This is a genomic window from Vibrio sp. 10N.247.311.13 (assembly GCF_041467595.1).
GTDB classification, from domain to species: Bacteria; Pseudomonadota; Gammaproteobacteria; order Enterobacterales; family Vibrionaceae; genus Vibrio; species Vibrio crassostreae_C.
Map to the genome: position 1 here is coordinate 17,894 of NZ_JBFSUX010000041.1, position 25,105 is coordinate 42,998.

Below are 25,105 nucleotides of genomic sequence, written 5' to 3' on the forward strand. Positions count from 1 at the left end.
TGTATCCTTATACATTTCCATGTCGACTATGTTGTTACTTCATCGAGAAGCAACGGTGAATCAAGCTTTCCATACTGCGCGCTAATTGGCTTGATTGATGTGAATTCTCATTGAGCTAGACGCTTTCACTAAAGCAAAGTCGTTGCCGTCTTGAGAAATTCCTAAATTACTTCTTCCAGAACCAACCAAATAAGCAGTATTGCCATTGCCTTTTTGGTCAATGCTCAGCTGACTACTCTGTCTTGAGAAGTTAGCTTGTCCGATAACTGCTAAATTGTTATTCCCGTCTTGGGAAATAAGCGCTTCAGAATTTACTCCGAGTTGCCCAATTGCGGCATCGTTATTTGAACCATTCTGGTCTATTAAGGCGGTATTATTGCGCCCTGTTTGACCAATGTATGCGGAGTTAGAACTTCCGCTTTGCGTTATCTTCGCTCTGTTGTTCGCGGTAATACCAGGACTGCGTTGCTTTATTATTGCTATTGAATCAGTAGCATTAGATATATTTAATTCTGAATAATTATCTAAATCTCCAGAAGAGAAGCTTTCTAAATAATTATAATCATTGACTATATCTTGATTAACATTATGTAAAAAATCCCCTTCTATATCTGACGCGATAGCATTATTAAAACCTCCTGATAAAAAATATAAACAAGTTAAGCTGATAAGTGATGTTTTCCCAATTACCATCATCTTTACCTTAAAGTGTTCGTGATTATGATCCCTACGAAAATAAACTGCGTAGGGAATGAGTGAACCTTTGTCTTATCGAAATCCTAGGCCTTGAATTTACGAACAGCTATAAACTTAAAGTTGAAAATATTTAGTTGTTCATATGAAATTTAATTAGTATTTGACCGAATCCTACCAACCTTAGTTAATCAATTCCCTTCAGTAATTAATTCGAAAGTTTATATATGCCACTGTAAGCATGAATTACGCTTTATTCAGTTTCAACGAATCACATTCTCATTTTGTAAATAGACTTTGAATGGGAGCACATATGAAAATCAAGCTGCTTACAATAACTCTGCTTTCCTTTGCTCTTCATGCAGAAGAAAAGAGTCATGGTCTTGAAAATGCTGCTCCTTTAGAAAATGGACAAAAACTTGAGGACTCGACAAATAATCTTAAGGAAAAATTCAATGACTTCAGTGAAGTCGATGGAATCATTGTGGACAGAACCATTACGCGGTTGGGAGAGGATTTCTATTTTTTCTTCTCGCAATCGCTCAATGATAGTTATCCCGACCTTAAGGAAAATTTGACGGTAAAAGAAAGGCCAACGGCGTTATCAGGAAGCATCATAGAGGTTCAACACTCTAGAAAACCGATCTTCCGTACGGCGTTGTCCCCTGGTCGTAGACAAGCGAAAGAACGCGCTGCCGATGCAACACGAGTGGTTGGGAATTACATCATCCGATGGCAAGCGGAACGGATCTTTCAGGACACTTACGATCTAGACCATGATGAATTTTAAGGAGCCAAGGATGTCGATATGTTTCAGAAAGGCTGTGCTTATTGTGTTGCTCGCTTCGCCTTCGGTTTACTCGAGCGAGTTAGTTTACACGCCCGTAAACCCAAGTTTTGGCGGAAATGCTTTAAACAGCTCTCACCTTTTTAATCACGCTAATGCCATCAATGATTTTGAAGACCCTAATGCTAGGGATATTTTTGATGAACAAGAGTCTGCGTTAGATCGCCTAGCTTCGAGTTTAGAGTCCCGTTTAATTAGCCAATTGCTTGCTGACGTGGGTAATGGAAATACAGGGCAGTTAGAAACAGATGACTTTTTCCTCAATATTGTTGACGACTCCGGGACCTTACTCGTTCAAATCGTCGATAAAGCGACAGGGGAATCAACAGAAATCAGTGTTTCGGGACTAAACCCAGACCTCTAATCACAAGGATTGTGTTATGAAATCGATCATTATCGTCTTCTTGACCTTTGTGTTGGGAGGGTGCACTTACTCTATGCAAATTCCAGAGACTTCTGAAACGCCAAAACTGATGCCGAGAGGATCGACTTATACCGATCTCATCTCATTACCTCAGCCTCGCGGCAAAATATTGGTCTCAGTTTATGACTTTAGAGATCAAACAGGCCAATACAAGCCTCAGCCAAACAGTAACTTTTCCACAGCAGTGCCACAGGGTGGGACGTCTTTATTGACGACAGCACTTATCGACTCTCAGTGGTTTGTACCTCTGGAGCGTGAAGGGCTCCAAAACTTATTGACTGAACGTAAGATCATTCGAGCGGCTCAGAAAAAAGATAAGGTCGTAAATAATCATGGGGCAGACTTGTCGTCTTTGAGTTCCGCTAACATCGTCATCGAAGGCGGGATTGTGGCTTATGACTCGAATATCGTGACAGGCGGTGCGGGTGCTAAGTATCTTGGGATCGGTGGTTCTGGACAATATAGAACGGATCAAGTCACTGTGAATTTAAGAGCGGTTGACGTTAGAACCGGGCAAGTTCTATTGAGTGTCACCACCACTAAAACTATCTCTTCACACGAGATTGGGTTCGGCGCATTTCGATTTGTTGATTACAAAGAACTGTTGGAAGTTGAAATGGGCTATAGCCAAAATGAACCGGTCAATATTGCTGTGATGTCTGCTATTGATGCCGCGGTGATTCATTTGATTGTGAAAGGAATGAAGCGTGGAATGTGGTCGCCGGGCGATCCGAATGCATTAGAAAATCCGATTATCGCACGTTATTCCGAAGCGAGTACAGACATACTTTAAGCTACCGAGTAAGCAGCAAAATAGGGCTATGCGGAAAACGGACCTTTCCCTTAGCCCTGTTTTTTTCTTCAAGCAACTCAATGATCAATTCACATCACACGTAATATCTTTTATCGGTGTTTCCGAGGTAACAAAACAAACATACGCTTCCGCTGGCTTATTCGGGCCTATTCGAATGTAACCTGCCTTTATTTCATCTTCATCAAACGTCACCGAGTGAGAGCTTCCCGTTTGGTTGTCGTAAAAGTTTGCTTCAAAATTGTTGTTCATTTGGCTTGCGATACGGTTTCGTGTTGTAGATGTTGTGAACGTAATATTGGCGCAGCGCATCGGTGGTTTCTCTGTAATCAAAAACTGTCCGCTTTCTTTATCTAATACACCGCCTTTGGTATCCGGTTGTATGTCTATCGCCTGAAACTGTTCGATGGTGCATGTTTCTTTGGCTGAGGCTATTGAGGGCATCAGCATCGTGAGGGCTAAAGGGAAAGCAAAAAGTACTGGTTTCATTAGAACAACGCCATAGGTAAAAAGAGCGAAAGATAATAGCACTGCAATGGTGCTATTAAATGTAAAGATTCTGTTATTAAGGAAATGCTTTTATAACGAAAACAAAATGAGGTTGAGCATCGTTAGCTTTTTTAGCTAGTCTCAAATTGACATTGGGCTGATTGGCTTTGTGATTGCTGAATGACACTGAAGCCTTTCTTTTCTAATAACTGTATAAGGTTACCTTCTCCAATTAGGTGCAAGGTACCAACTACTATCATGTAGTTCCCTTTAGTCTTAAGCTTCCAATCATTGGAGGATAGTTTGTTTGCCCAGTCTATGTTGCGATCGGTTAAGAATGCTTTCTCAAGTTCAGGCGACATCTCTGACAGTTCTGAGAAGGCTTCCAGCTTCGCTAAATCACCCGCTTTCCAGCTTTCAATGAGGCAATGTACAACACGGTCCGTTTGGTCAAATTCTTCTAGGCTACTGACTAACCATTCCTTACCGTCGTCCTTTTGTTTTGTCATCAGGTCTATTTGGAATTGCAGAGGCTCCAAACTGATAACCGGAACATCTTGGGTAGTCGCTTTGTTCGCTAGCGTCGCATCAACGCCGCTGGCGGAGCCATAACCAAGGTTTTTTAACTGCTGCATTTGTATGGAGAGAGAAGTTGCCCAAGGCGGTGAACTAAGCAGCTGTTGCGTCGGCATGCCCAATGATTTTGATATGTCGGTTAATAATTGCAGCTGTTCTGTATTGAGTACATCGGCAGTCGTTAGTTTGTTGCGGGGATATAAAACGCCATCAGACTTTCTGATATCCGTTTCGATAATTAAGCCATCACTGTTTTTTAGCGCGTCGGTGATCGCCGAAGGAAGGGGGTACATACTCTCGTCTCCAACGTGCACTGAACCTAAGATAGTGAGTGTCAGATCATCCTTTTGTGCTTGCCAATAAAGGGGCTCGGCGACCGCTTGCCTAGCTGAAAAAGCGAGAACGAATAAAACCATGTACCAGAGTGGACGCAAAGGGAGCTCCTTAAGGAAGTATTAAACTCGTTAAAATCGATTTTGACGGTGTTTTTTAACGGTTTTTTTTGAGAACAATGTCACGTTGTTTGTACGAAAAGTATAATAATACGCTGAAACTCTAAATCCTTTCTGACTACCAATGACACGATTTTATGAAATCGGTAAAAAAGATTGTGATTCATTTCTCAAATTTTACGTCAAAATTAAAATGACGGAAGTGCCGTTGCTTGTAACTTGATGATTTTATTTAAATTAAATTTATAAAAATTTTTGAGATTTGAAGCCGATCACTTTATTAGCTCGATTTAATTCACGGTAAAAAATAAGCCCATATAGTTTATCTAACTTTCGAAGCGCTCCATTTTGCTTCTTACTCAATTTTTAATTTATGGGTGAATACGATGTTGAAGAGAAACTTACTATCTGTAGCGGTATTGGCTGGCCTAACAGGTTGTGCAGTAACGCAAGCACCAGAACAAAAAGTAGTGAATGCACTGGCTGATAATCTTGATGTTCAGTACGAAATTCTAACTAATCATGGTGCGAATGAAGGCTTGGCTTGTCAGGACCTAGGTGCTGAATGGGCGTCATGTAATAAAGTGAACATGACGCTAACCAATGACGGTGAAGCGATTGACTCTAAAGATTGGAGCATCTACTTCCACAGTATTCGTCTTATTTTAGATGTTGATAATGAGCAATTTAAGATCACTCGCGTTACTGGTGACCTTCACAAGCTAGAACCTACTGAAAAATTTGACGGCTTTGCGGCTGGTGAAGAAGTGGTTCTTCCGTTAACGAGTGAATACTGGCAACTGTTTGAAACTGACTTTATGCCAGGTGCATTCGTGACGGCGCCAAACGCAGAACCTAAGATGATTGCATCATTGAATACAGAAGATGTTGCATCGTTCGTAACTGGTCTAAAGGGTAATAACCTTAAGCGTACGCCTGATGATAATAACGTAATGGCGACAGCGGTGACGCGTTTTGAAAAGAATGCTGATCTAGCAACGCAAGACGTATCAACTACTTTACTACCAACGCCAATGTCGGTAGAAGCCGGTGAAGGTTCAGTTAGCATTGCTGGTGGTATTGCCCTACCTAAAGACGCATTCGACGCTGAGCAATTCGCAGCAATTGAAGAACGTGCAGATGTGGTAAACGTAGATGTGAGTGGCGACCTACCTGTGAGTGTCGCTGTTGTTCCTACTCAGTTTACGGGTGATTTAGCGAAATCTGGCGCTTATGAACTAAGCATCTCGGAAGAGGGGATTGCAATTAAAGCGTTTGATAAAACGGGTGCTTTCTACGCAGTTCAGTCTATTTTTGGCCTAATAGATAGTCAGAACGCTGAATCATTACCACAACTGTCAATTAAAGATGCGCCGCGCTTTGATTATCGTGGTGTGATGGTGGACGTTGCTCGAAACTTCCACTCAAAAGATGCCATCCTAGCAACGCTAGATCAAATGGCGGCATACAAGATGAATAAACTGCACCTTCACCTAACGGATGATGAAGGTTGGCGTTTAGAAATTCCAGGTTTACCAGAGCTAACGGATGTAGGGTCTAATCGTTGTTTTGATTTGGATGAACAAAGCTGCTTACTGCCTCAGCTAGGTTCTGGTCCAACAACAGACAACTTTGGCTCTGGTTTCTTTAGTAAAGCGGATTACGTCGAGATCCTAAGCTACGCTAAAGCGCGCAGCATCGAAGTTATCCCTGAAATTGATATGCCAGCACACGCTCGTTCAGCTGTGGTATCAATGGAAGCGCGTTACACTCGTCTCATGGCGGAAGGCAAAGAAGCAGAAGCGAACGAATACCGCTTGATGGATCCGCAAGATACATCGAATGTAACCACGGTTCAGTTCTACGATAAGCAAAGCTTCATTAACCCATGTATGGAGTCATCAACTCACTTCGTCGATAAAGTAATCTCTGAAGTGGCGGCAATGCACCAAGAAGCGGGCGTACCGCTAACGACTTGGCACTTCGGCGGCGATGAAGCGAAAAACATCAAGTTAGGCGCAGGCTTACAAGATATTAATGCAGAAGATAAAGTGGCTTGGAAAGGCAACATCGATTTGTCTAAGCAAGATAAGCCGTTCCAACAATCACCACAATGTCAGTCATTGATCGCTGATGGTACTGTAAGCGATTTCGGTCATCTACCAAGCCACTTCGCAGAACAGGTTTCTAAGATTGTTGCTGAGAAGGGTATTCCCCACTTCCAAGCATGGCAAGATGGTCTGAAATACAGCGAAGGCGAGGAAGCATTTGCGACCGAAAGTACACGCGTGAACTTCTGGGACGTTCTTTACTGGGGCGGAACTTCATCAGTATACGATTGGTCAGCAAAAGGGTATGACGTGATTGTCTCTAACCCAGACTACGTATACATGGATATGCCATACGAAGTTGATGCAGCTGAGCGTGGTTACTACTGGGCAACACGTGCAACCGATACTCGTAAGATGTTTGGCTTCGCACCAGAAAACATGCCACAAAACGCAGAAACATCATTAGACCGTGATGGCAATGGTTTTACTGGTAAAGGTGAGGTTGAAGCGAAACCTTTCTACGGTCTGTCAGCTCAACTTTGGTCAGAAACAGTACGTACTGACGAGCAATATGAATACATGGTGTTCCCTCGCGTATTGGCAGCAGCAGAGCGCGCATGGCACCGAGCAGATTGGGAAAACGACTACAAGGTTGGTGTTGAATACTCTCAAGAAACTAACTTAGTGAATAAGCAAGCGTTGAACAGCGACTTTAATCGCTTCGCGAATATTCTTGGTCAACGTGAGCTAGCTAAGCTAGAAAAAGCGGGTATTGATTACCGACTACCAGTTCCAGGTGCGAAGGTTGTTGACGGTAAGCTAGCGATGAACGTTCAATTCCCAGGTGTAGAGCTGCAATACTCTGCTGATGGCGAAAACTGGCTAACATACGATGAGCAACAACGTCCATCAGTTTCTGGTGAGACTTACATCCGCTCTATTTCAGAAAGTGGTGAGAAAGTAAGTCGAGTGACCTCAGTTAAATAATCGATAAGCACTATTAGTAGAAGAGCTCCTGACCTTTATCTTATTCAAGATAAAACGGGAGCTCTTTTTGTTTACTGCGAATTAGGTGCATATCCAAAACTGAAACATATAGAAATCGCCTTTGGTCATATCATCAACAATGCACATAAGGTGACTTTAATCCCAAAAGTGACGCGCTTCTCATTATTCTCTTCAAAAAAAAAGCCCCCTGTAAAAAACTCTAAATCAGATGTGATTCAACTATCTAGATTTAATTTTTCTTCGTGAAATAACGTGATCCCGATCTGTATATTTTTCCATCTTAAGTTTTTTATCAATTTTTATGTTTTTAAGTTGTTGATTTTAAGGTTTTAAATAACTTGTCTTTTTTTGATAGTGAGAGGGATCACTCTGCTGTCCCTTTTATTTTTAAACGCGAATTAATTCGAGCAACATAGATTTCATGCCAGGGAGGCTACCAACTACTCAAGCGGTGAAGGTGAATGATGTACCGAAGATGTGCCGCTGAAAAAATTAAACTAAGGCAGTTTACTATGAAAAAAATTATCGCTCTAAGTGCTCTTTCTCTTGCTTTCGCTTCTAGTGCTTTTGCTGGTTCTTCTTACGTAACGGGTAACATCCAAATTCATGACGATGGCCGTATCCACGGTTCTGACATGACTTCTACGCTAGAAGCTGGTCACACGTTTGATAACACTCTAGGCGGTTTCACGGTTTATTCTGAGTTTGATGGTATCCAACTGGGCAAACTTGAATCTGAAAATGGCGGTGCAGGTAATACTACTCCAGGCATCACTGTAGGTGGTGAGCAATCTTTCAACATCACTGACAACCTATGGGTTGCTGCGGGTTACCAACATCTATTCTCTGCGGGTGAAAGCATTCAGTTCCGTCCACTAGTTAAGATCGGTTACAACTTCGACAACGGCATCTCTATTAGTAACCGTACTCGTGCACACATCGATGATACTTCAGCTAATGCTGACACAGACTACCGCATGGATAACCGCATTGCTTACACAGTGAATGCTGACCTAGCGCTTAGCTACAACAACGTATACATGATTGATGCTGAAGCGATGGACCACGAGTTACGTGCAACATGGACTCGTCAAGGTGTTCAACCTTACTTTGAATTCCGTAGCCAAGCTAACGGTGTAGATTTCGCAAACGGCGATTCTAAGCAGAACAACGCATTCGTATTCGGTGCTTCTTACGGCTTCTAAGCTGATTCGCTTGGTTGCTTAGTCTATTAGATTATTAGCCGAGTGAGCTTCTTCGCTAAATAGCTTTTTGCTAAATAGCTTGCTAGCTAATTAGCGAGGGGAACATAGCGGTACTAACAGCCCGGTTGGTGCCGCGACAAGATTTGCTTTACTGTCCAAAAGCAAAGAGCCTAGCAAGTAAACCACAGTCTTGGGTTTACTGAATGCTAGGCTCTATTTTTATGACTTCTTTTTATTGCTGTGTGTTGGTCTGTTTAGGTTCTATTTTCCGTTGTAGTGACGGTATTCAAACACCTGACCTTTTTCATTAAACGCATACACAGAATACTCGTCTTTCTTATCGCCATACTCCATGCCTGGCGAACCCATTGGCATACCCGGAACCGCTAAACCAATCGCATTACGTGGTGGGTTTTCTAGAAAGGCTTTAATGTCATCTGCTGGAATGTGTCCTTCAAATACGTAACCGTCGATCTCTGCAGTGTGGCAAGAGGCTAACTCCTGTGTTACCCCTAACTTCTGCTTGATTGGGTTCATATCATCGTGGAGCTTCTCAGTAACATCGAACCCAGCATCTCGCATATGTTCTGTCCATTCAGTGCAGCAGCCGCAATATGGAGATTTATGGTTTAGCACATCAGTAGCCAAAGCCTGTCCTGAAATTGCAGCGAGTGCAGTAAGAGTCATAATTTTACGAATCATGGTTAACCTCATGAATATGGTTTTTGTTGATATTAGAATGAGTGGGTTTGAACAGTCTTAATCTGTTGGCATTGCTGACTACGGTGATTGATGACATCGCCATCGCAGCGCCTGCAACGACAGGGCTAAGTAAAAATCCAAAGAATGGGTAGAGCACACCAGCCGCAATTGGAATACCAAGTGAATTATAGATAAAGGCACCAAACAGGTTTTGCTTCATGTTTCTCACGGTCGCTTGGGAAAGCTCAATCGCGTTACTGACAGACAGTGGCGACGAGTTGAGTAGCGTCATTTGCGCACTTTCAATCGCGACATCACTGCCACTGCCCATTGCTATGCCTATATCTGCTTGAGCAAGTGCAGGCGCGTCGTTAATACCGTCTCCGACCATGGCAACACTCTTATATTGCTGTTGCAGCTGAACAATGTGTTGAGCTTTCTGCTCTGGAAGCACTTCTGAAATCACTTCGTCGATACCGACGTTTTTACCTATCGCTTGAGCTACAGAGTCGTTGTCGCCCGTTAATAGCACAGTGTGAATTCCGGCGGATTTTAGTTGAGCAATAGCTTGTTTGCTATCTATTTTTAATGCGTCTGAAATGCCTAATATGCCTTCCAGTTTTTGGTCGATGACGACGAAGATTGGCGTCCATGCTTGTGCGCGGCAAAGTTCAATAAAGTCACTACCTATTTGAGTATCAACACCGAGTTGGGTTAGGTATTTAAGAGAGCCGACTTGGATGTGTTTTCCGTTAATGTTGGCTTGTACGCCAAGGCCGCGGCGGTTTTCAAATTCGCTGTGTGGGAGTACTGAAACTTCCAAGCTCTCTGCATATTGGCAAACGGCTTTGGCGAGTGGGTGCTCAGATCCTACTTCCACTGAATAAGCGTAAGCCAGTAATTCCCGTTCCGTTAGATTAGGGTAAAAGGCCTGTTGAACGGTTGGTTTTCCTTGGGTCAATGTGCCTGTTTTATCAAACACAACAGCATCGATTTTGCTAGCTGATTGCAATACATCGGCGTCTTTGATTAGAACGCCAAACTCAGCCGCTTTACCGACACCGACAGTAATAGAGAGTGGGGTCGCGAGACCTAATGCACATGGGCAAGCGATGATCAGCACGGTCGTCGATACGACAAGCATGTAGCTTGCACTTGGTTGTGGGCCAACAAAAAACCAAACTAAGGCGGCAATGGCAGCGATCGCGACTACAACAGGAACGAAAACAGCAGAGATAGAGTCGGCAAGCTTGGCAATTGCAGGTTTACTGCTTTGTGCTTGGCGAACCATCTGGATAATGCGAGCCAACATAGTGCTTGAGCCAATTCCTGTCGCTTCAATAATTAAGCTGCCGTCACCATTAATGGTACCTGCAGAAACGCCATCATTAACTGATTTTACGTTGGGAAGCGGCTCACCAGTCAGCATCGATTCATCGATATAAGATTCACCCGAAACCACGACACCATCGACAGGGACTTTTTCTCCCGGCTTTACTCGAACTTGCATGCCAACTTGGATGGCCTCTACGGCGATGGTTTGCTCTTTGCCATCGACGATAACCATCGCTTTTTGAGGCTGTAAATTAATCAGTGCCTGTAGCGATTTTGTAGTGCGAGCTTTGGCTTTGGCCTCGATGTAGTGACCCAAAGAAATAAGGCCAATGATCATCGCGCTCGCCTCAAAGTAGACGTGGCGAGAAGCTTCAGGGAACCATGATGGAATGAGCACAACCAACATTGAGTAGAACCATGCTGCGCCTGTACCCAAAGCTACTAGCGTGTCCATGGTCGCGCGTTTATGCATCAAGGATTGCCAAGCATTGGTGAAGAAGCTGCGTCCAGAAGTGGCTAACAACACTAAACAAACCACACCAATGAATCCCCAAGCCAGTTGGTCGTTAAATGTAGTAATGGTCATGCTGCCGCCGAACACGCCCCATGCCATTAGCGGTGCACCGATTACCAACGCGCTTACTGAGTTTCTAAGGAAGGCTTGTTGAGTACGAAGTTGTTGCTCTTGCTGTTTTTGTTGTTGTGTTGCCGCATCATCAACAAACTCGGCGCCATACCCCGCAGCTTTGACTGATTCGATGAGCTTGTTTTCAATGAGATCACGTGTTTTGGAGGTGAAAACCAAGGCAGTTTGTTCGGCAAGGTTGATCTGAGCTTGGTCGACAAACTCATTCTTTTTCAGTGCTTTCTCTACCGAAGAGACACAACTCGCACAAGTCATCCCCTCAAGAACAAGGTGATAGGTATATTGGCTAGCTGCGGTTTTATCTTCACTCTTTTTATCTGCTTGTTCGTCTTCTAAATCTGAACTCGATGAAAGGTCATTCGTTTCTGAGTAGGGAGCTGCGTGGTAACCCAGGCTTTCGACCAGCTTAATCACCTCAGACTCAGAAAGCAGAGTAACCAGTGATAATTCCTGTTTGCTGACTTCTAGGTTTAAGGCTTGCTCAGTTTGTTCAAGCGCTTTAGTCAGTTTGCTCACACACTTGCCGCAACTCAGACCGGATAGCGAAAGGTGCAGCTGATTACCCATAGAATAGCCAAGCGTTGCTAACTGTTCGTTGAGCTGAATGTAACTAAATGGAGTCGAAATATCGATGTAGGTCGGCGATATGTCATTAATCATCGTGCTGTCGAGATCGCTAAACAGTGTGCGAACTTTCTTCGCGCAACCCATGCAATTTAGGCCGTTGAGCGCCGTTGTGTAGTAGTTCATATCGATACTCCAATTCTCATCTACGCCTAACATAAACCTTCCCGTAAGGGTAAGGTCAAACATAAATTCAAGAATTTGATCTTGGTGGAGTGCTAGCTGGTGGTTTCAGTTTGGAATGGAAGAGGGAAATTAAGAATGTGCGGCTATAATCTACTTGCTAAGACTATCTATTTACGACTTTAAGGGCGTAATTGGCCTTTCAATAACGGCTTTCGTACAACAACAGCGCATTAATCATTCACTACTGATTGTAGATTTAAGCGGTGGTGATAAAATAGCGCCCAAAATTTAGTGATGTTTGACTATTGCAGGCCTTGTAATGGCGAGCACTAAAAGAATCACCTACATAATCAAGGTATTTAAATGACGGTTAAAACTCGTTTTGCTCCTAGCCCAACTGGCTATCTTCACGTTGGTGGTGCACGTACTGCACTTTACTCTTGGCTATTCGCTAAAAACCAAGGCGGTGAATTCGTTCTACGTATCGAAGACACAGACCTTGAGCGTAACTCTCAAGAAGCGGTTGATGCAATTCTAGAAGGCATGCAATGGATGGGTATGGAATGGGACGAAGGTCCTTACTACCAATCTAAGCGTTTTGACCGTTACAACGAAATGGTTGATAAGCTACTTGCTGAAGACAAAGCATTCAAATGCTACGCGTCTAAAGAACTGCTTGATGAAATTCGTGCAGAGCAAGAAGAAAACAAAGAGATGGCTCGTTACGATGCTAACCACCCTAAAATTGTTGCAGCAAACGAAGCAGCAAAAGAAGGTGATGCATGCGTTATCCGTTTCCGTAACCCTAAAGAAGGCAGCGTAGTATTTGATGACCAAATCCGTGGTCGCATTGAAATTTCTAACAGCCAACTTGATGACCTAATCATTCGTCGTACAGACGGCGCTCCAACTTACAACTTCGTAGTTGTAGTGGATGACTGGGATATGGGTATCACACACGTTGTTCGTGGTGAAGACCACATCAACAACACACCTCGTCAAATCAACATCTATGAAGCACTAGGCGCGCCAGTTCCAACGTTCGCTCACTGTGCAATGATTCTTGGTGATGACGGTGCGAAACTTTCTAAGCGTCACGGTGCTGTTTCTGTAATGCAATACCGCGATGAAGGTTACCTACCAAATGCATTAAACAACTATCTAGTTCGTTTAGGCTGGTCTCACGGTGACCAAGAGATCTTCTCTCAAGAAGAGATGATTGAATTCTTCAGCCTGAAGGCTATCAGCAAGTCTGCTTCTGCATTCAACACTGATAAGCTACTTTGGTTGAACAACCACTACATCAAGACATCTGAGCCTGAGTACGTTGCAAAATACCTGCAATGGCACCTAGACGCACAGAAGATCGATACAACAAACGGTCCAGCTATCACTGAAGTGATCAAGCTAGTTGGCGAGCGTTGTAACACGCTTATCGAACTTGCTGAGCAATCTCGTTACTTCTACGAAGATTTCTCTGAGTTTGAAGCTGGCGCAGCGAAGAAGCACCTACGTGGTGTTGCTAAAGGCCCACTAGAGCTTGCGCTTGCTAAGGTTGAAGCGCTTGAAGATTTCACGACTGCAAACATCAAAGACGGTGTTATCGCAGCAGTATGTGAAGAGCTAGAGATCGGCATGGGTAAAATCGGTATGCCACTTCGCGTAGCAGTAACAGGCGGCGGTCAGTCTCCTTCTGTTGATGCAGTGATGGAGCTTGTTGGTAAAGAGCGCGTAATCGCTCGCATCAAGATGGCTCTTGAGTTCATTGCTGAGCGTGAAGCTAACGCTTAATCCTATTTCTCTTGTTTGAGATAGAATGTACTTGAGATAGAACGATCATCAGCCGACAGCTTAATTCGCTGTCGGCTTTTTATTGTTTAATGAAAATACGGTCAACGTATTTTAGGACGAGACAGTTATAGCAAGTCTTGAGCTTTTGCTAAAACACTGAGTTTTGGGAATATATTTTGGCAGCTGTGCTGGTGGTTCATCGGGTTCATATCTGCAATCGCATCTTCGACAATCACCACGTTATAACCCAGTTCAAATGCTTGTCTAGCCGTTGATTCGACCCCAATACTTGTTGCTACCCCGGTCAGATAAATATCCGTAATACCTTGCTCACAAAGCTGCTTCTGCAAATCTGTGTTGGTAAATGCACCCCAGGAATATTTGGTTAGATAGCGATAATTAGGGTTTAGGCGCAGGCTTTCGATGACCTCTCCCCATACGATCTTTGATGCGTCAGGCTGAGCCGCTTTATTTTGCAGTTCCGTTCGGCCTTGTGGACGACCGGCTACATTAACAATAATTACGGGTAAATCAGCATCATCAAATGCATCGCAGAGAGCAAGGCTGTTCTCTATGATCGGTCGGGACACGGTTTCCGGTAATTGATCAACGATACCTTGTTGCAGGTCGATAACGACAAGCGCAGAGCATTTACTCATTTTCATTACTTTATGCCTTAGTGGTCTTTGTGTGAGGTTATAGTGGTTAACTTTTACGGTGTATTAAGCGGGTGTAAAAGCGGATGAAAGCCAGTGCAACCATCATATAAATGAGTAGGTTCAAAGGGGTAGTGACGTCATAAACAGGCACAAGTTGCGTTGCGCTCATGGTAATCATTACTAATAGGTTGCCCCCGAGAACTCGATAGACCATCCACTGATTACCAGCGAACAGGCGATACACCGTAAAGACATTAACAAAGTAAAATGCCATTAATTGCCATACTTCGGTCATCGAAGGTAACAGCATAACATACTGAATGAGGAACAGTGACCCAAAGGCTAAGTAGCCAATGGTCCAGTGCTTTATCATTTGCCTAGGCATGTTGCTTAATATCAAGGCGCAAATGGCACTGTTAATGATGAACAGACTTCCCGATGATATTGGTAGATATATCCAGACTAGAATTGCTGAGATGAAGCTCATTGTGCCGACTAACGTATTGCTTAATCGTTGCTGGCTGTTGTCAAGTAATCGGGCAAATAAGCGCTTTTTCTTAAAGTTACCCTGGTAGAATTGTTTGACTGTCTCTGGAAAAGGGGGCTTGTAATCGACATTAACCGATGATGCTTCAATAAAAGCCATAGCCTGGTTAAGTATCGAAAAATCATTGTGATCAACCCCTTGATCATGGGCGTTTTGCAGTAACTGTTTGGCAACCCAGATTGCTTGAGTTTGCTGTTGATGCTTCCACTGCTTTCTGGCAGGCATACGGCCATGCAAATCGGGCAGGCGCATCAGATCGTTTAGCGCTTTGAAGGTCGGGCTTTCAATATTTAACTCGCAGCTCGTGTGTAACTGGAAACGCTGCGCTGAGTCATTGTAAGCGAGTGAATGAATGAGGGGAGACATCGCCTCTAAAACAACACTGACTTCGTTGTTAAAGCGTGTGTCATCATCCTCAGGCCAAACCACGCTATAGATGGTCGTATAGACCACGAAGCCAAGCAGGGTTTCTTGCAGCCTTAGTACCGCAATATTAAATGTAGCTACACCATCAAAGCTGCCAGATATCGCCAGCAGGATGCAGACAATAAATGCCGTAATGTAAGCATAGCCGATGACCGGATCGGAACCCATGTATATACAAATTGCGAGTAACAGTGCGATGTTTGCTAAAAAATAATATCGATCTTGCCCAAAAACAGCGATTAACCAAAGCCCGACAAACGCGCCACAAAGCGTCCCCAACAATCTGAGAATGCCTTTTTTCTTGCCAGCAGTAATAGTATCAGTGATGGCCAATATATTGACCACGATAGCCGCCCAGTAAGGCTTCTCAAGGTTAAAATACAACGCAAGGTAGATAGCTAAACAAAATGCTAGGGCAACCTTTATGGCATTCTTGGCTGGAGTGCTCAGTGACTTTATAATGAGTAGCATAGTGGGGTTTAGCGGCAGAGGGATCGAATACGAGGATATTGCCTGATCTTTTGGTCAGCCTAAACTCTAGTTTGAAGGCCTTGATCCATCAAATATAGCAACTCTATTGCATCGTTTAACATTCAGGGGGAGGGGGGCGATCAGTCACTCTACTTATACGATATTGTTCGATGCTGATAATGATCGATAGATCTTCTAATAGTTAATAGCGATAGAACATCAGGTTTATCGTTCTTCTAAGCTGGCTAGTTGTTCCGATTATTTTAGGTTCATCGCGGCTTTCCGGGGAAAGCCGCTTTTATCTTCAAGAAGAAGTAGTCGGTATCTCGATACCCATACCCCATTCGCTTGATTAGCTTTATCTTGTTGTTTATCCCTTCTAGGGTGCAGGTGTTTAGCGGATAACTTGCCGATGCGATAATACCGTGAAGATAAGGACTCAGTTTTCGTGCGAACTCTTTCAATGGCTTAATTCCACTCTCTTGTACTTGTGCCCACCACGCCTCCCAGAGCCCTTTAGCATGTGCTTCTGATTCACAATACCAAAGCTCTTTGAGCTGTGCCCCGAGTATATAAGTGGTCATTAAGTCCTTATTGATATTCAATATTTCTGTAAGATAGCTGTCTTGCCGTGGATTTAAGTTGCCTCTATTTTTCAACAACCCCCAGCGTGAGCGCTTGACCCATTGCCTCGCTTTTTTATCTTGCTTGAGCTTGTTGGCTTGGTCGACTCTGACTCTATCCATGACCTCACGACCGAACTTAGCTACAACATGGAATAAGTCGTAAACGATTTTTGCATTCGGGCAGTGCGCTTGAACTTCAAGGTCAAAAGCCGTATTCATGTCCATTGCGACCGCTTCGATATTGTTGCCATGCTTGCCTAACAGCTCGAAGAACGGTCGTATGTCCTTGCGGCTACGGCCTAACCCTATCCAAATGACTTGGTGAGTCTTAGCGTCAGCAATGACCGTGGCATACCGATGTCCTTTAAAGATAGCGAACTCGTCCATGACGAGTTGCCTTAGCCCCTCCCATTTCACTGACGGCACCACTTGTCGAAGTCGGCGTTTATCTATCTCTTTAATGGTGTGCCAATGTACGCTCGTTAACTGGGAGATATGCTTAATGGGAAGAAGAGGCAGCAGTTGTTCTATATAACTTTTTAGGCGCTTCGTTATACGAGCATAAGGCTCTAACCAAGATAGAGACTCTGTTTTTATGCCGCATTCACGACACTTAATTCTTCGAGTTTGAACGGAAAGTTCAACAGGAACACCGAGCAACATGGCTTCTTTCACATGACGCCATTGATACTCATGGATAGCTTCGGCTTCAAGACCACAAAGGCACTTAGCCTCAGAGTTAGGTTTAAGAGTCAGGGTAATAAGTGATGCTGTCTGGTGAGACTTTACTATTTGAAAGCCTTCCCAGAATGAAGATAGGAAAGTATGATTCGGCATGAAAACGGTAGTTTGTGTATGATTTTTGTTTGGCGACTAAACCATATCACTTACTACCGTTTTTGTTTTTAGTTCCCGCTAATCCGCGATGAACCTTATTTGTTTCGACCTAGTGAGTCAGAAACAGATAAACGGCTCTTTTATTGAGTGGGTGCTGGATTCGAAATCTAGCTCACGAAACCTTAGAGATTGAGTCTACTCAGTGATCTCTTGCAGCACTTCTCCGATTGACCCGCTTGGTTGGGTGATACCCAGTTTGTTCGAAAGCGTTGGCGCAATGTCATATGGCGTCACTGCTCGCGATACCTTCTTAGCTTCAACGTCGTAGCCTGCAAAGATCACAGGCACATGAGTGTCGTATTTCCACGGAGAACCATGTGTAGAGGCAATTTGGAGGCCTTCCATGTCGTTAATGTAGCTGCGCGGTGCAAATACTACGTACACGTCGCCAGAACGAGCAGGGTGGTAGTTGTTTTTAATTAGCTGCATCACATGCGTATCCGGTACTCGGTTAGCCGCAATGTCACTACTTGATACAGCAAACGCAACACCTTTCACTTTTGCAATTTCATCCGCAATAGCTTCTTGGACCTTAGCCAGATCAAGCTTCTTCTCAGCGATCAGATCATGATTCAGATAGATGTAAGGTTGTGCGTACAAGCGAATCGCGTCTTTGGTTAAACCAAATTCATCCTTCAATCGTTTCTCAACACCACTCGAGAGTAGTGTGTCTTTATTGAAGTATTGAGCTTGATTGAAACCAAGCGCATTTGCCGCAGGTGAAGATTCAGGTACACCGTGGTCGGCAGACAGCACAATCAATGTGTTTTCTAGCCCGACTTGGTTATCCACGGTTTTGAAAAGCTTAGCGAGAGTCTTATCAAGTCGGATAAGGTTGTCTTCTGTTTCTAGGCTTTCAGGGCCGTAAAGGTGCACCACGTAGTCATTTGATGAGAAACTCACTGACAGATAATCGGTTACGTCGCCTTGGCCAAGCTTCTCTTGCATCAACAAGGTGCTAGCGAAGTTTTCCGTGATTTCGTCACCAGCAGGGCTGACGGTTAGCGTTGTGCTGTAGTACTTGTAACTTGCCGGGCCATAAGGATGAGGGAAGGTGCGTTGGAAGTCACCGAGTTTCACTTTGTGTTCGGTATCGTGTTCTTGCAACGTGTACTTATCACGCGGTAATGAGAGCTCCCATTTCTGTTTGGAATACTGAGCAGCAATCGCTTTCTCGTTCCAGCGTGATACCCAATCTGGATTCTCGTCATAGTAATAGTTACTGGTGACAAACTCCGATTGTGCTTTGGAGAACCAGAAGGCTTTACCACTGTGTCCTGCCAATGAGATTGCGCCGCGGTCTTTCACTGATACACCGAATACTTTTGATTTGCCACTATTGGAAATCGTCAGTTCGTCACCAAACGTGGTGGAGAGTATTGGCTCTGGAGAGCGGCCATCGCCTTGTGCTGTCTTCTGCGTTGGGTCGATCTCTGTTGCTTTATCGACACCTGCACCAGAGGTCAGCATTTGGTAGTTACCGTCTTCTACGTTATACACCAAACGTTCTTCGCTACGGTCATACCAAACATTACCTACCATGCCGTGTACGCTCGGTGGAGCACCTGTTGCAAGCGACACATGGCCCACGATCGTTTCCGTGTTGCCATGTTGGTAGTTTGCGTTGGTGTAGTAGGTACCATCATCCATTAAGTACCGGAAACCGCCTTCACCGAAGTTGTGCTTATATCGTTCGATTAGATCTGCGCGCAGGCCATCTACCGTGATTTGAAGGACTAGATTTGGCTTTTCCTCAGCTGAAGCTGGGAGAGCGCAGAGTAACGCGAGGGTTAGTCCTGAAAGCTTGGTGTATTGCATAGAGTTTCCTTATTCACTGTTGCCGCTGAGTTCTAATGTTTGGTCAGGTTTCCAACGTTTGGCCAGATTTGTAACGTGTGTGCATTGCGAATCGTATTTTTAGTATTGTTGGTGACGATTAGTGAACCATAACCTTCGGCATCTTTAGTTAGTTCGCTTCGTTAGCTAGTTCACATCCTTAACTAAACGCAGCCCCATATCTGACATAGTGATCGATTGGCTTGCGAAGTCACGACGGTAACTTTCAGATTCATTTTCGTCATAAGCAAAGCTGCCACCGCGAACCGATTTGTGTGATAAACCGACGTCGCTGTGTTTTGCGTTGTTAGGGTTGTCTGTTGGACCGAATCGGTAGAAGGTGTCATCGAAGGCATCGATAACAAACTCGCCCACGTTTCCTGTCATGTCATATAAGCCTAGTTCATTTGGTTTCTTTAGCCCGACTGGATGTGCGCTATTTTTAGAATTTGCTGAGTACCACGCAACATCATCTAAGTTATTGGAACCACTGTAAGTATAGCCTTTACTGTTATTGCCACCTTTGGCTGCAAATTCCCATTCAGCTTCAGTAGGCAGACGGTATTCTTCACCCGTTAATTCATTCAACTGCTCAACAAAATAGTTTGCTTGCTGCCAACTAAGGTTATTGACCGGAACTTGTGGGTTTTGGAAATAACTGAGAGATGAACCCATCACCGATTCGAACAATTCTTGAGTCACCTCAAACTTCGCAATATAGAAACTATCTACAGTTACATTACGTGCAGGACGCTCTGCTTTGGTCGCTTCTGGACCGTTCGACCCCATGGTGAATGTGCCGCCTTCAACCAACACCATCTCTTGGTCAATTTGTTGGGCGATGGGGTGTGTAGGCACGCTTGCACAGCCACTCAGAAGGATAGTCATGGTGACGCTGCTAATTGTTGCTAACTGTTTGTAATTAAGAAATTTCATCACGTGCCTCAGATGTTCGAAATAGGGTCTAATTCTAACGTTTAAGGTCATTCCTATTGGTTATAAAGGGTATAACATGTCACCTGATCGAATAGGAATTATGATGGGTCCAGAATACTAAAATAGGTAGGTAAATCATGCATATTACTCAAGGTCCACAATATAACGGTAAAGCGTCTAAGCGCTTGCATGTCATGGCTAAGCCGATTGGCGCAGCATGCAACATTGACTGTAAATATTGTTACTACCTAAGTAAGCAAGATTTGTTGAAGTACAAGAAAGGCAGTTCTCCAAGAATGGATGATGAGACGTTAGAAACCTACATCCGACAATACATCGAAGGTCAAAACACGCCAGAAATTATCTTCTCATGGCAGGGTGGTGAACCTACCATGCTTGGTTTGGCCTATTTTGAACGTGTGGTTGAACTACAGAAGAAGTACCAACCTGAAGGTGTATTGATTTCAAACGACTTACAAACCAATGGCACGTTACTGAATGACGATTGGGGACAGTTCTTAGCAAAGAATAACTTCTTGGTCGGCTTAAGTATTGATGGCCCAGAGATGCTGCATAACGCCTACCGTACTAACCGAGCCGGTCGTGGTACGTTCAAACAAGTGATGGCGGCTGTTGAGCTGTTGCACAAGCACCAAGTGAAATTCGCGACGTTAACCTGCGTGAACAACCTGACCAGTCAAAATGCACTAGAAGTGTACCGATTCTTACGTGATGTGGTGAAGTCGCCACAAATGCAGTTTATCCCTATCGTTGAGCAAAAAACCTTTAGAACGGTTGCACCACAAACATCCCAAGTAAGCGAGCAGCTTAAACAAGGCGACAAACGCCTGATCCCCGGCCATAAAGATTCAATCATGGAATCGTGGTGTGTGTCGGACTTGGCTTGGGGTAACTTCTTGATTTCTGTGTTTGACGAGTGGGCCAAGAACGACATCGGCAAGGTGTTTGTTCAGTATTATGAAGCAAGTTTAGAAACATGGATTGGGCGTCCGAACCCACTGTGTACCTTGAATGAGATATGCGGAAAGGGCTTGGCAATGGAGCCAAATGGCGACGTATTTTCATGCGACCATTATGTTTACCCTGAATACAAGATTGGCAATATTCATCACGAGAAACTTGATGATTTGGCGTACAGCGCACCACAGCAAAAGTTTGGTTTTGCTAAATCCCGTACACTGACCAGTCAATGTCAGCAGTGTGATTACAAGTTCGCTTGTCATGGTGAGTGCCCTAAGAACCGCTTTATCAAAACTCGTGTAGGTGAACCGGGTTTGAATTACTTATGTGCTGGTTGGCATAAGTTCTTTTCTCATGTCGATAAGTCGATGGCGTACATCGCTCGCGCGATGGGGCATCCGGTTGCTCATGGTAAATTCAGCGACTCAGTATTGATGGCGCATCGAGCAAAACAGGCGCAACAAGCTACGTTCGAGACCAAGTTTTAACTCGTTCTTTGGATCAACAGGTCCAAGAAAAATTTAATCAGATACGAGTCTAAGGACAGGCTAAGTTCTCCAGTTTAAGGTAATACTATGATGAAGAAGAGTTTAGCGACGGCTGTTGCTTTATTGATTTCAACGTCCGCATTAATTTCAACGTCTGCGATGGCTGCGAATAGCGTTCAACAAACGGTTGACGCGCCAGCACAAAATATCAATCAAGTGCTTGAAATGACGGACACTCAAACCCGCATTCAACAGTTGTCTTACATGGCACAAGATCAGAATCAATCTGTTGAAAATCGTACTGGTGCACTGCAAGAGCTTGCTTCATATCCAAGCCAAAATGCGCTGGTGGCGGTGGCAAGAGGCTTAAAAGATCAAAACCCTGAAGTTCGTGAAGCGGCGGTTATCGGTTCTGAACCTTACCAACTTGAACATCGCTGGGCGTTAGTTTCACCCTTGCTAAAAGACAGCGATACCATGGTTCGCCATACGGCAACGTCAAACCTAGTCCGTGACTTCAATGCATTGGATGACGAGCAGAAAGCACAAATTGAACCACCAGTCACAGAGCTTATTAGCTTCTTGGAAACGCAAGAATCTGAAAAGTACCAATTACTGTTTGCTGATGTGCTTCGTTGGCACAATGACTGGGATAAGGCGGAAACGGTTTATCTAGAGCTGATCAATACGCATCCAAAAGAAGCGCAAGTTTGGTTGAGCTACGCAGATAATTTTCGAGCTCAGAACAAAGATAAGCAAGCAGTCGAAGTATTAGATCGTGGTTTGGAGAGCGTGCCAAACAACGCCGCTCTGCATTATTCGAAATCGTTGACTCTGGTTCGCCTTGAAGACAAAACTGCGGCAGCCAAAGAGATTGAAGTGGCTGCGAAGCTAGCGAAAGATAACAGCTACTACTGGTACCTAAATGGGGTATTACAAGAAGAGTTGGATATCGACAAGTCGACTAAATCGTTCGAGAAAGCATATTTGATCTCTGGTTCTCCAGAGCAGCTATACGCGGTATGCGATATCTATGTGCGCTACGGAAATGAAAAGACCGATGATTGCTTAGGTGAGCTAGGTAAAGTAGCTCCTGACTATGTTATTGATCAGTTGAAAGACAAACGAGTAGCGCCAAGCTCATAATATCCTAATGAGTAATTAGCGAAGCCTATAATGAAAAGCCAGTCGACACGTTCGACTGGCTTTTTCGCATCCATAAACTGCTTAGACGAGGTTCAAGTAACTAAAGACAAAATAAGGGCAAGCCTGTTACTTGCCCATTTCGTTTTATTATTCACCCATAGAGCTTGATGCACGGCGTCTGTAGGTCGCGCCATAGATCTTGCCATCTTTGACTTCAATGGCATTCAAGCCACTGACGACTGGAATGACATGCACCGGATAACCGAGCTGCATGAACTCTGGTACTAACATTTCGGCGTAGGTTTTCTTTTCGACGAGCAAACCCGTTGGGTCATAAGGTTTGGTGCGATCAATCTTGGTCTTTGTCTTTTTGGTAAAACAGCGCAAAAGTAACGCCGCCAATCCCAGTCATATCCGGTTCAACCACCGACATTGTCATCTGCATCGCCACCATCGCATCGACCGCATTACCGCCTTGCTTGAGTACCGAATACCCAGTGCTGCTTACATATGGATTCGTTGCACTTACCATAAACTCTTCGCCAGTTTCGTCTGGCGTAATTGGAAAAGGATTTGGCTTAGCCGCGAAACCGACCGCTGAAACCAAACTTAAAGATAAAGTCGCTATTCGCATGCGTTCTCCGTTTAAGGTATCTGTTTATTCGCTCTTAGGTTGACCAAATTAAGGTAGTGAAGTTCTTTAGTTTGCAGCCTTCTTACACAATATTGACGGCTCTGACATTAATCGCCAAACAAACTAAATGTTTTTCTATTAAAGGATAGTTAAGACCAATGTTATGGCTTGTTAAGCATGACAATTCAAAGACATTAAAAAGCCCAAGGTTATTTGATTACCTGAAGTGACCCCGTAAAGTTGGACATTTCTGTTAAGCGGCTTTCAAGGCCTGAGTTCGATATTCTATCGGAGTCAGGCCTTTTAGTTTCACTTTTATACGTTTGGTATTGTAGTACTCGATGTATTCTTTAATTTGCTCTATCAGAGCATCTGCATCTTCAAAGCTTTGGTTGTGATACATCTCTGTTTTGAGTAAAGCAAAAAAGTTTTCAGCAACCGCATTATCCAAGCAGTTACCTTTTCTCGACATGCTTTGCGTTAACCCACTCTCCGCTACCTTTTTTTGATACTGTCGATGGCGATATTGCCAACCTTGATCGCTATGTATAATTGGCTTTGAGTTGGGTTTAAGCTTTGATATGGCTTCCGTCAGCATATCCGTGACAAGCGGCAAGCAGGCATTTTTAGCCACTCTATAAGCAACCACTTCCTGAGTAAACAAGTCGACAACGGGAGACAAGTATACTTTCTGCTCTTTTACTTTGAACTCCGTGACATCAGTTACCCATTTTTCATCGGGTTGAGTCGCACTAAAATCTCTTTCAAGCACGTTAGGAGCTGCTGTTCCAGACTCTCCTCGATATGAACGATACTTTTTAATCCTGACCGTCGATTTAAGGTTGAGCTGAGCCATAAGCCTTTGAACCGTTTTGTGATTAAGCTCAAACCCCTGATTTTTTAGTTCCAAGTGAATTCGGCGGTAGCCGTATCGCCCCTTATGCTCATGATAAATTGACTTTATCAACCGCAGCTCACGTTCGTAGCTATTTGGGCGCTTGCTCGTTTGAGCCTGATAATAAAAGACACTTTTTGCCAGCTGTAGAGTGTGCAGTAAGTGCTTTAACGGGTATTTGCTTTTAAGAGTTAGAGCTATGACCGCTTTTTCTTTGTTCGACGGTTTTTTTCCTGCTCCAACTCTTCCAACTTTTTTAGAACGGCATTCTCGGTTCGTAAATAGACCAACTCCTCTTTTAGCTCCTCAAGTGTCATTTCATCATCAGGCTTAGTGGTACGTTGAGGTTGCTGTTTCATTGAGGGTCTTCCTTTCTGGCGCATTTTGAGCCCTTTGATACCGTGCTCATTAAATCGTTTGAGCCAGACAGAGAGTATCCCAGGGGATGAGAGGTTTAATACTGCGCTAGTGTGCGTGAGAGACCATTCATTCGTCCACATTAAATTCAATGCTTTTCGTTTTGTCTGAGCAGTAGCCGCTTGGTTAGTTGGTAAAAATGAATCAGTACCATGGATGGCAAAGACTTGAGCCCAATACCGTATCTGTCTTGAAGAAATTGAATATTGTTTTGCTAAGTAGAGAGATGACGTGCCATCTAAGTATTGCCTAGCAATGATACATTTTAGCTCTCGGCTATATTTGGACATAAAAAGACCCCCAATAATTGGTTAATGCCGATCAGTTAAAGCCAAAGCGATCGGTTGAAGGATCCTTCAGAGCTGT

The 25,105-nt window shown here is 44.0% G+C and carries 21 protein-coding genes and 1 pseudogene; 8 read left to right on the forward strand and 14 right to left on the reverse strand.

Going from position 1 to position 25,105, the window contains the following annotated elements:
- Positions 1-81 precede the first annotated feature (81 nt).
- Positions 82-693, reverse strand: a complete 612-nt coding sequence (locus AB6E52_RS15930; RefSeq protein ID WP_102321505.1) for a curlin subunit CsgB — start codon at positions 691-693, stop codon at positions 82-84.
- Positions 694-1,006: 313 nt separating this feature from the next.
- Between AB6E52_RS15930 and AB6E52_RS15935 the strand changes: the two genes are divergently transcribed.
- Genes AB6E52_RS15935 through AB6E52_RS15945 form a run of 3 tightly spaced genes read left to right on the forward strand, consistent with a single transcriptional unit; the run spans position 1,007 to position 2,757 of the window.
- Positions 1,007-1,483 (forward strand): curli production assembly/transport protein CsgE, encoded by a 477-nt coding sequence (locus tag AB6E52_RS15935; RefSeq protein WP_017064155.1) that lies wholly within the window; start codon positions 1,007-1,009, stop codon positions 1,481-1,483.
- Between the two features lie 10 nt (positions 1,484-1,493).
- Positions 1,494-1,904: a curli assembly protein CsgF gene (locus AB6E52_RS15940; protein ID WP_102321504.1), complete on the forward strand. Its 411-nt coding sequence runs from the start codon at positions 1,494-1,496 to the stop codon at positions 1,902-1,904.
- A 16-nt stretch (positions 1,905-1,920) separates the two neighbouring features.
- Positions 1,921-2,757, forward strand: a complete 837-nt coding sequence (locus AB6E52_RS15945; RefSeq protein ID WP_050646260.1) for a CsgG/HfaB family protein — start codon at positions 1,921-1,923, stop codon at positions 2,755-2,757.
- Between the two features lie 84 nt (positions 2,758-2,841).
- Here AB6E52_RS15945 and AB6E52_RS15950 read toward each other — a convergent pair whose 3' ends face one another.
- Both AB6E52_RS15950 and AB6E52_RS15955 read right to left on the reverse strand, forming a co-directional pair.
- The gene (locus AB6E52_RS15950) at positions 2,842-3,264 is read right to left on the reverse strand and encodes a hypothetical protein (protein WP_102321503.1); all 423 of its coding nucleotides are present in this window, start codon (positions 3,262-3,264) and stop codon (positions 2,842-2,844) included.
- 131 nt (positions 3,265-3,395) lie between these two features.
- The gene (locus tag AB6E52_RS15955) at positions 3,396-4,274 is read right to left on the reverse strand and encodes a TraB/GumN family protein (RefSeq protein ID WP_102321502.1); all 879 of its coding nucleotides are present in this window, start codon (positions 4,272-4,274) and stop codon (positions 3,396-3,398) included.
- A gap of 404 nt (positions 4,275-4,678) precedes the next feature.
- Between AB6E52_RS15955 and AB6E52_RS15960 the strand changes: the two genes are divergently transcribed.
- Both AB6E52_RS15960 and AB6E52_RS15965 read left to right on the forward strand, forming a co-directional pair.
- A complete protein-coding gene (locus AB6E52_RS15960) occupies positions 4,679-7,330 on the forward strand; it encodes a beta-N-acetylhexosaminidase (RefSeq protein ID WP_102321501.1) in 2,652 nt (883 codons plus the stop codon).
- A gap of 533 nt (positions 7,331-7,863) precedes the next feature.
- Positions 7,864-8,556: an oligogalacturonate-specific porin KdgM family protein gene (locus AB6E52_RS15965; RefSeq protein WP_102321500.1), complete on the forward strand. Its 693-nt coding sequence runs from the start codon at positions 7,864-7,866 to the stop codon at positions 8,554-8,556.
- Between the two features lie 261 nt (positions 8,557-8,817).
- Here AB6E52_RS15965 and AB6E52_RS15970 read toward each other — a convergent pair whose 3' ends face one another.
- Together AB6E52_RS15970 and AB6E52_RS15975 are read right to left on the reverse strand one after the other, a co-directional pair.
- The gene (locus AB6E52_RS15970) at positions 8,818-9,258 is read right to left on the reverse strand and encodes a DUF411 domain-containing protein (protein WP_017060536.1); all 441 of its coding nucleotides are present in this window, start codon (positions 9,256-9,258) and stop codon (positions 8,818-8,820) included.
- A complete protein-coding gene (locus tag AB6E52_RS15975; RefSeq protein WP_102321499.1) occupies positions 9,248-12,052 on the reverse strand; it encodes a heavy metal translocating P-type ATPase in 2,805 nt (934 codons plus the stop codon). The genes AB6E52_RS15970 and AB6E52_RS15975 overlap by 11 nt, the downstream gene beginning before the upstream one ends.
- Before the next feature lie 300 nt (positions 12,053-12,352).
- Between AB6E52_RS15975 and gltX the strand changes: the two genes are divergently transcribed.
- Complete coding sequence (gene gltX, locus AB6E52_RS15980) at positions 12,353-13,780, forward strand: glutamate--tRNA ligase (protein ID WP_102321498.1); 1,428 nt, start codon at positions 12,353-12,355, stop codon at positions 13,778-13,780.
- A 125-nt stretch (positions 13,781-13,905) separates the two neighbouring features.
- Here gltX and AB6E52_RS15985 read toward each other — a convergent pair whose 3' ends face one another.
- The 5 genes from AB6E52_RS15985 to AB6E52_RS16005 form a co-directional block, all read right to left on the reverse strand.
- Complete coding sequence (locus AB6E52_RS15985) at positions 13,906-14,445, reverse strand: isochorismatase family cysteine hydrolase (protein ID WP_017060533.1); 540 nt, start codon at positions 14,443-14,445, stop codon at positions 13,906-13,908.
- A 40-nt stretch (positions 14,446-14,485) separates the two neighbouring features.
- Positions 14,486-15,883 carry an FUSC family protein gene (locus AB6E52_RS15990; protein ID WP_102321497.1) on the reverse strand — a complete coding sequence of 466 codons (1,398 nt, stop codon included), beginning with the start codon at positions 15,881-15,883 and terminating at the stop codon, positions 14,486-14,488.
- A 269-nt stretch (positions 15,884-16,152) separates the two neighbouring features.
- The gene (locus AB6E52_RS15995; RefSeq protein ID WP_372189961.1) at positions 16,153-17,346 is read right to left on the reverse strand and encodes an ISL3 family transposase; all 1,194 of its coding nucleotides are present in this window, start codon (positions 17,344-17,346) and stop codon (positions 16,153-16,155) included.
- 195 nt (positions 17,347-17,541) lie between these two features.
- Positions 17,542-19,224 (reverse strand): alkaline phosphatase family protein, encoded by a 1,683-nt coding sequence (locus tag AB6E52_RS16000; protein WP_102319814.1) that lies wholly within the window; start codon positions 19,222-19,224, stop codon positions 17,542-17,544.
- 165 nt (positions 19,225-19,389) lie between these two features.
- Positions 19,390-20,178 carry an SUMF1/EgtB/PvdO family nonheme iron enzyme gene (locus AB6E52_RS16005; protein ID WP_102319815.1) on the reverse strand — a complete coding sequence of 263 codons (789 nt, stop codon included), beginning with the start codon at positions 20,176-20,178 and terminating at the stop codon, positions 19,390-19,392.
- A 137-nt stretch (positions 20,179-20,315) separates the two neighbouring features.
- Here AB6E52_RS16005 and AB6E52_RS16010 point away from each other — a divergent pair, with 137 nt between their 5' ends.
- Both AB6E52_RS16010 and AB6E52_RS16015 read left to right on the forward strand, forming a co-directional pair.
- Positions 20,316-21,647, forward strand: a complete 1,332-nt coding sequence (locus AB6E52_RS16010) for an anaerobic sulfatase maturase (protein ID WP_102319816.1) — start codon at positions 20,316-20,318, stop codon at positions 21,645-21,647.
- A gap of 87 nt (positions 21,648-21,734) precedes the next feature.
- On the forward strand, positions 21,735-22,793 hold the full coding sequence (locus AB6E52_RS16015; protein WP_102319817.1) for a HEAT repeat domain-containing protein: 1,059 nt from the start codon (positions 21,735-21,737) through the stop codon (positions 22,791-22,793).
- 147 nt (positions 22,794-22,940) lie between these two features.
- Here the strand turns inward: AB6E52_RS16015 and AB6E52_RS16020 are convergent, their stop codons facing one another.
- The 4 genes and pseudogenes from AB6E52_RS16020 to AB6E52_RS16035 form a co-directional block, all read right to left on the reverse strand.
- On the reverse strand, positions 22,941-23,180 hold the full coding sequence (locus AB6E52_RS16020; RefSeq protein ID WP_133151358.1) for a hypothetical protein: 240 nt from the start codon (positions 23,178-23,180) through the stop codon (positions 22,941-22,943).
- Positions 23,149-23,427 (reverse strand): annotated as a pseudogene (locus AB6E52_RS16025) (gamma-glutamyltransferase); the annotation flags it as partial. The gene AB6E52_RS16020 and the pseudogene AB6E52_RS16025, both read right to left, overlap by 32 nt.
- Positions 23,428-23,680: 253 nt before the next feature.
- Positions 23,681-24,523, reverse strand: a complete 843-nt coding sequence (locus tag AB6E52_RS16030) for an IS3 family transposase (RefSeq protein WP_106427119.1) — start codon at positions 24,521-24,523, stop codon at positions 23,681-23,683.
- The gene (locus AB6E52_RS16035) at positions 24,520-25,029 is read right to left on the reverse strand and encodes a helix-turn-helix domain-containing protein (RefSeq protein WP_102319818.1); all 510 of its coding nucleotides are present in this window, start codon (positions 25,027-25,029) and stop codon (positions 24,520-24,522) included. Before AB6E52_RS16035 ends, AB6E52_RS16030 begins: the two co-directional genes overlap by 4 nt.
- Positions 25,030-25,105 lie beyond the last annotated feature (76 nt).

Coding starts and splice junctions, on each gene's coding strand:
- AB6E52_RS16005 (WP_102319815.1), bottom strand. CDS start 20,178: ATGAAATTTCTTAATTACAAACAGTTAGCAACAATTAGCAGCGTCACC.
- AB6E52_RS15940 (WP_102321504.1), top strand. CDS start 1,494: ATGTCGATATGTTTCAGAAAGGCTGTGCTTATTGTGTTGCTCGCTTCG.
- AB6E52_RS15990 (WP_102321497.1), bottom strand. CDS start 15,883: ATGCTACTCATTATAAAGTCACTGAGCACTCCAGCCAAGAATGCCATA.
- AB6E52_RS15965 (WP_102321500.1), top strand. CDS start 7,864: ATGAAAAAAATTATCGCTCTAAGTGCTCTTTCTCTTGCTTTCGCTTCT.
- AB6E52_RS16035 (WP_102319818.1), bottom strand. CDS start 25,029: ATGTCCAAATATAGCCGAGAGCTAAAATGTATCATTGCTAGGCAATAC.
- AB6E52_RS15985 (WP_017060533.1), bottom strand. CDS start 14,445: ATGAAAATGAGTAAATGCTCTGCGCTTGTCGTTATCGACCTGCAACAA.
- AB6E52_RS15975 (WP_102321499.1), bottom strand. CDS start 12,052: ATGTTTGACCTTACCCTTACGGGAAGGTTTATGTTAGGCGTAGATGAG.
- AB6E52_RS15930 (WP_102321505.1), bottom strand. CDS start 693: ATGGTAATTGGGAAAACATCACTTATCAGCTTAACTTGTTTATATTTT.
- AB6E52_RS15935 (WP_017064155.1), top strand. CDS start 1,007: ATGAAAATCAAGCTGCTTACAATAACTCTGCTTTCCTTTGCTCTTCAT.
- AB6E52_RS16000 (WP_102319814.1), bottom strand. CDS start 19,224: ATGCAATACACCAAGCTTTCAGGACTAACCCTCGCGTTACTCTGCGCT.
- AB6E52_RS15970 (WP_017060536.1), bottom strand. CDS start 9,258: ATGATTCGTAAAATTATGACTCTTACTGCACTCGCTGCAATTTCAGGA.
- AB6E52_RS15960 (WP_102321501.1), top strand. CDS start 4,679: ATGTTGAAGAGAAACTTACTATCTGTAGCGGTATTGGCTGGCCTAACA.
- AB6E52_RS15945 (WP_050646260.1), top strand. CDS start 1,921: ATGAAATCGATCATTATCGTCTTCTTGACCTTTGTGTTGGGAGGGTGC.
- AB6E52_RS16015 (WP_102319817.1), top strand. CDS start 21,735: ATGATGAAGAAGAGTTTAGCGACGGCTGTTGCTTTATTGATTTCAACG.
- AB6E52_RS15950 (WP_102321503.1), bottom strand. CDS start 3,264: ATGAAACCAGTACTTTTTGCTTTCCCTTTAGCCCTCACGATGCTGATG.
- AB6E52_RS16010 (WP_102319816.1), top strand. CDS start 20,316: ATGCATATTACTCAAGGTCCACAATATAACGGTAAAGCGTCTAAGCGC.
- AB6E52_RS15995 (WP_372189961.1), bottom strand. CDS start 17,346: ATGCCGAATCATACTTTCCTATCTTCATTCTGGGAAGGCTTTCAAATA.
- gltX (WP_102321498.1), top strand. CDS start 12,353: ATGACGGTTAAAACTCGTTTTGCTCCTAGCCCAACTGGCTATCTTCAC.